The sequence below is a fragment of the Pectobacterium versatile genome, from assembly GCF_020166435.1.
Lineage (GTDB): Bacteria > Pseudomonadota > Gammaproteobacteria > Enterobacterales > Enterobacteriaceae > Pectobacterium > Pectobacterium versatile.
Genome location: NZ_JAINZP010000047.1, coordinates 1 through 4535, shown reverse-complemented (window position 1 = coordinate 4535; position 4535 = coordinate 1). Strand labels below are relative to the sequence as shown.

General features: G+C 48.8%; 6 protein-coding genes and 1 pseudogene. 6 read left to right on the top strand and 1 reads right to left on the bottom strand.

Translation table 11 applies throughout. The features are described from left to right. Window positions 1–158: 158 nt before the first annotated feature. The 5 genes and pseudogenes from K7X24_RS22240 to K7X24_RS21750 all read left to right on the top strand — a co-directional run. Window positions 159–257 (top strand): annotated as a pseudogene (locus tag K7X24_RS22240) (hypothetical protein); the annotation flags it as partial. Between the two features lie 370 nt (window positions 258–627). Then, window positions 628–1113: an MbeB family mobilization protein gene (locus tag K7X24_RS21765; protein WP_101749546.1), complete on the top strand. Its 486-nt coding sequence runs from the start codon at window positions 628–630 to the stop codon at window positions 1111–1113. 60 nt (window positions 1114–1173) lie between these two features. Then, window positions 1174–1407: an MbeD family mobilization/exclusion protein gene (locus K7X24_RS21760; protein WP_101749545.1), complete on the top strand. Its 234-nt coding sequence runs from the start codon at window positions 1174–1176 to the stop codon at window positions 1405–1407. Between the two features lie 188 nt (window positions 1408–1595). Next, window positions 1596–1832, top strand: a complete 237-nt coding sequence (locus K7X24_RS21755; RefSeq protein ID WP_048263483.1) for a hypothetical protein — start codon at window positions 1596–1598, stop codon at window positions 1830–1832. Window positions 1833–2009: 177 nt separating this feature from the next. Further along, window positions 2010–2933: a replication initiation protein gene (locus K7X24_RS21750; protein WP_101749544.1), complete on the top strand. Its 924-nt coding sequence runs from the start codon at window positions 2010–2012 to the stop codon at window positions 2931–2933. Between the two features lie 315 nt (window positions 2934–3248). On the opposite strand, the gene K7X24_RS21745 is transcribed toward K7X24_RS21750, so the two are convergent. Continuing rightward, entirely contained in the window at window positions 3249–3839 is a 591-nt protein-coding gene (locus tag K7X24_RS21745) for a hypothetical protein (RefSeq protein WP_048263477.1), read from the bottom strand. Window positions 3840–4158: 319 nt separating this feature from the next. Between K7X24_RS21745 and K7X24_RS21740 the strand changes: the two genes are divergently transcribed. Next, window positions 4159–4485: a plasmid mobilization protein gene (locus K7X24_RS21740; protein ID WP_048263480.1), complete on the top strand. Its 327-nt coding sequence runs from the start codon at window positions 4159–4161 to the stop codon at window positions 4483–4485. The last annotated feature ends 50 nt before the right edge of the window (window positions 4486–4535 follow it).

Genomic DNA, 4535 nt, shown 5'->3' with positions numbered 1-4535 from the left:
TGGGCAAAGATCGCCAGCGTAGTGACGCCCGCGTGCTGCGGGGAGATGCCGAACGCACCCGCGAACTGATTGACGGCTGTGACTTTGCCCGCGGCTACACCTCCGGCGTGTTGTCCTTTCAGGAGGCCGACATTGCAGAGCCAGAAAAAGCGCGGCTGATGGACGAATGGGAACAGACACTGATGACCGGTCTCGACAAAGACCAGTACGCCTGTCTGTGGGTTGAGCATCAGGACAAAGGCCGCCTCGAGCTGAACTTCGTGATCCCGAACATCGAATTGCAGAGCGGCAAACGTCTGCAACCCTACTTTGACCGCGCCGACCGTCCCAGGGTAAACGCCTGGCAGACGCTGACCAACGGCCGGTTAGGACTGCGCGACCCCAATGACCCTGCCTATCGCCGCCCGCTGACGCAGGCCAGCGACCTGCCGCGAGACAAACAGCAGGCAGCGGAAAAGCTGACCGCCGGCCTGATGAACCTGATGGCACAGGGCGCGATACGCAGCCGGCAGGACGTGGTGACTCAGCTCGAAAGCATTGGCCTCACCGTGGCGCGAGAAACCAAAAGCAGCATCAGTATTGCCGACCCGTCCGGCGGCAGAAACATCCGGCTGAAAGGAATGATTTATGAGCGAGATTTTAAATTTGGCGAAGGGCTTCGAGGAGAAATCGAAGCAGCAAGCGCAGGATACCGAGCAGAGCGTGAAGCGCGAGTTCGTGAGGCTGGAAACGTCTATCAGCGCGGAACTGCAATCAAGCTCGCAGAGCATCAGCAACGCTATCCGCGAACAGAACGGCAGGCTGACGGGTATGCTCAGAGCCACGGTCACCACCGTGCTGATCTGGATAGTGGTCTGCGCCGCGATTCTGATTGGCATCCTGAGCGGGATAATCTGGCTTCAGGGGCAGATCATCAGCTCACGCCTGAGCGACATCGACGGCTACAGCCAGCAGCTGGCGAGCCTGAAAGCGAAAAGCGGCGCGGGGGTGACGATCTACAGCGACGACAGCCAGAAGAACGGTTACCTGGTGGTGCTGCCGGTGAAGGCGCACGGCGTGGAAACCTACACCTCGACGGCGGGCAATACGGTGGTGAAGTACACCGCGAAGTAACCTCGTCAGAACGCACAGAAACGCCCCTGAACGATTTTGACCCACAGGACACAGAAAACCATGACCGAAATGGAAAAACAGCTTCTGAGCGCCTTAGAGAGCTTACAGGCCAGCTACGAGCAACAGCATCAGGCGTGGCAGGAAAGCTACAGCAGTTTGCAGAACATGTTCGAGACTACCTCACTGGCACTGAACCGCAGCGACAGGGCGTGTCAGCACTTGAGCAATCAGGTGGACAGCTTGCGCGCGCAGGTCGAGAGCTTGAGCAGGAACTTCAGCCGCTTGATGCGCTGATTAGACAGCATGACCGCGTCCGTGCAGAGAAGTTGCGAGAGCAGCAGCCGGAACCGCAGAAAAAGCCGATTCGCTATCAGGGACCCTCGATGTGATTTTTTAGTTCACTACAGATTCATCTTTAGATTGCTCTAAGGTTTTTTTAGTGTAATCTCAGCGTCAATTTAATTTGTTTTGGAAAATAAAAAATGGCTAAGGGTGCGCAAGCAATAGCTAAAGAAATAAATGAGTTAATGAGAAAAAATGGAAATGAGTGTATTACTTTGAAGTGGGTACAGTTTTACGAGATTTGTGAGAGAGAAAGGCTTGCAGATGTTGTTATGGGGAAGGTGGCAGAAAGCCTGAAAAAAAATGACCTTCATATCATCTACGGCAACAACGTGATTATCGTAAGAGACTTCTGTTGGAATCCCGTATCTCTTTAGAGACTAATGACAATCTGCTGTCTTAAGGTGTAAGTTTAACGGCAGAAAAAACGAAGCCCCGGCATCATGTCTAATCTTGGCGGATCCGCATGATAACCAGGGCCAGGTACGAAACCTTGAAAGGATATTAGCACATGAACCGTGCCAGACAACAGCCCGCCATAAGCGCAGGGCGCATTGCATAACGCTGCACTCGAGCTCTTCAACGACCGCTTACCACACAAGCCGTATTTTTCGGACGACCTGTACTTTGGTGTACGTATTGCAGGTAAAGAACGCGCCATTCTGGCGAAATACATCCAGTTCAATCAGCCTCATGCCATGTTCTGGCTGGGATTTGACGTTGACCGTCTCGGTGCCGCCATCGACTGGAGCGATCGCAATGCGCCCGCGCCCACGCTGACCATCACCAATCCCGAAAACGGACACGCACACCTACTCTATGCGCTGAAAACTTCGATACGCACCGCTCCTGATGGAAAAATGAAGCCACTGAAGTACGCTGCTGCGGTCGAGAACGCGCTACGTAAAAAACTGGACGCTGACGTGGGGTATTCGGGGTTAATTTGCAAGAATCCGAACCACGGTTATTGGAAAATTGCCGTCTGGCAGCCGGAACTCTACACACTGGACTGGCTGGCCGACTCGCTCGACCTGAACGCTGCGAACGACAAAGAAATCGTAGCCGACTACGGTTTAGGCCGTAACTGCACCCTGTTCGATAAAACCCGCAAGTGGGCATACCGCGCGATTCGTCAGGGTTGGCCGGAGTATGATCAGTGGCAGCAAGCCTGCGATGAAAGAGCTCGCGCCTATAACCTGCAATTTGCAGCACCTCTTGAAGAAAATGAAGTGAGAGGGATAGCTAAAAGTATTGCTAAATGGACTCATAGAGAATTTAGCGAAAAATCATTTGATGATTATGTAAGGAATACCCATCAATCACACATACAGTCACTTCGTGGTTCTAAAGGTGGTATGAAAAGTAAAGGTGGTGGAAGAAAAAAAGGTTCTGTTGTTGATGGCTCTATTAATTCAAAAAAAGAGTGGCTATCCTTAGGTATTTCTAGATCAACTTATTATAGAAGATATGAGCTGTAGCCCATATCTTCTCTTTTAATTTAGAATCTAAAGTCTGATGCTTGAGCTTGAAGGTATAATGTTTTCAAAAGATCATAGCCATCAGTATATTGATTAATCGGGAAGAAGAAATTCTTTTCATTCTGGATTATGCTCAATCTGTGAAAATTATAACCATTGTCATGATCAAATGCGGAATCCAAAGATATATACATTCCGTTATAGCTTGTGCTTACAAGGTCATTATTTGAGTCGTAGGACCAACGGACGTTGCCGTTCCTAGTCTCATTTATCATGAACTTTACAAAGTTAGCAATGTTTTCTGGCAGCATAGTGCTATCCCTCTACGTTCGTGAATGTGTGTTTTGAATCAATCATACTCTTAATGTCCATGAGCGACTCTCGTATTTTCTTTGACGTTCTCGTCGATATTTTTTCTTTCAGAGGCATACACCGAGCATCATGTATATTTTTCTCTAGCTCATCCAAAATATTTTTTTTATCTTCAAATAAATCCCTATCTTCTTTCGATATGAAGTTATTTGCTATATTCCTATGTAGCTTTAATGCAACTCTGAAATTTAAAGATAACTGGCTATATTGATGGTTTACTAAATCATCAATAGCGGATTCATAATACGATGAGCATACATGAGACAAATGTGACACCGTTTGGTTTTTGAATGTGTCAATTCTCTCTTGGGTTTTTTGCTGAATGCTTTTCGTTATCTTTATGGCGTAAAATATTTCCAGCACAGCAATAATTAAAGCGATCACAGTTGCTACTGAAGCATAATAGGAAAAAACCAACATCCCAACTGAAGATGACAATATATCATCTTGATAATGCCACGAACCAACGCATATTAATAAGCAAAGCAAAGCATATATAATTCTAAATGCATTATCTTTTATTTTATCTATCATTTACAGATATCCAAATAATCATCCTCAGCACATTATCCATGAAGATATACTCTTGGTGAAGCAGCACCCTCTGGGTTATCCGTATGGTGAGACAAAAACAAGCCTATATCAGATAACAGCCCTTCTTTGCAGAGGGGCTTTTTTTGCAGCGACTACAGAATCTGACATACTCCATCATACTTTAAGCCAGTACACACAGCGTCCCCTCTACGAGGTTCCTTCTGTGACTGGTTCAGGGGGCTCGCCGCCCCCCGAAACCCCGGGCATCCACTGCGAAACTTTCGCACTTTGGGTGCGAATATTTCTCAGCGGAGTGAGAATGGAAAAGCGCACGAGAGAGATCAAAATCCGTCTTACCGACTCAGAGCATCAGCGTCTGATAGACCGGTGTGACCGAACTCATCTGGCCGAATGGCTGCGTCAGCTCGGTCTGGGAGAACACACTGCCAGAAAGCGCCGTCTGCCTGATGTGTCGCCCGAACTGCTGCGACAGGTCAGCGGTATCGGCAACAACCTCAACCAGATCGCCCGCCGTCTTAACCAGCTCGACGGACTGAACTCCACTGAGCGCGTTTCCCTGCTGGCGGTGTTAAACAGCCTCGACCGTAATCTCGGTGAACTGCTGGAGCAGCACCGTGATCGTTAAAATTCACTCACGGGGTGCCGGTTCGGGCAGTGGCCCCGTTGATTACCTGC

Bases quoted from the DNA above. Each gene is read 5' to 3' on its own strand.
- K7X24_RS21760 (WP_101749545.1), top strand. From the start codon at position 1,174: ATGACCGAAATGGAAAAACAGCTTCTGAGCGCCTTAGAGAGCTTACAG.
- K7X24_RS21745 (WP_048263477.1), bottom strand. From the start codon at position 3,839: ATGATAGATAAAATAAAAGATAATGCATTTAGAATTATATATGCTTTG.
- K7X24_RS21755 (WP_048263483.1), top strand. From the start codon at position 1,596: ATGGCTAAGGGTGCGCAAGCAATAGCTAAAGAAATAAATGAGTTAATG.
- K7X24_RS21765 (WP_101749546.1), top strand. From the start codon at position 628: ATGAGCGAGATTTTAAATTTGGCGAAGGGCTTCGAGGAGAAATCGAAG.
- K7X24_RS21740 (WP_048263480.1), top strand. From the start codon at position 4,159: ATGGAAAAGCGCACGAGAGAGATCAAAATCCGTCTTACCGACTCAGAG.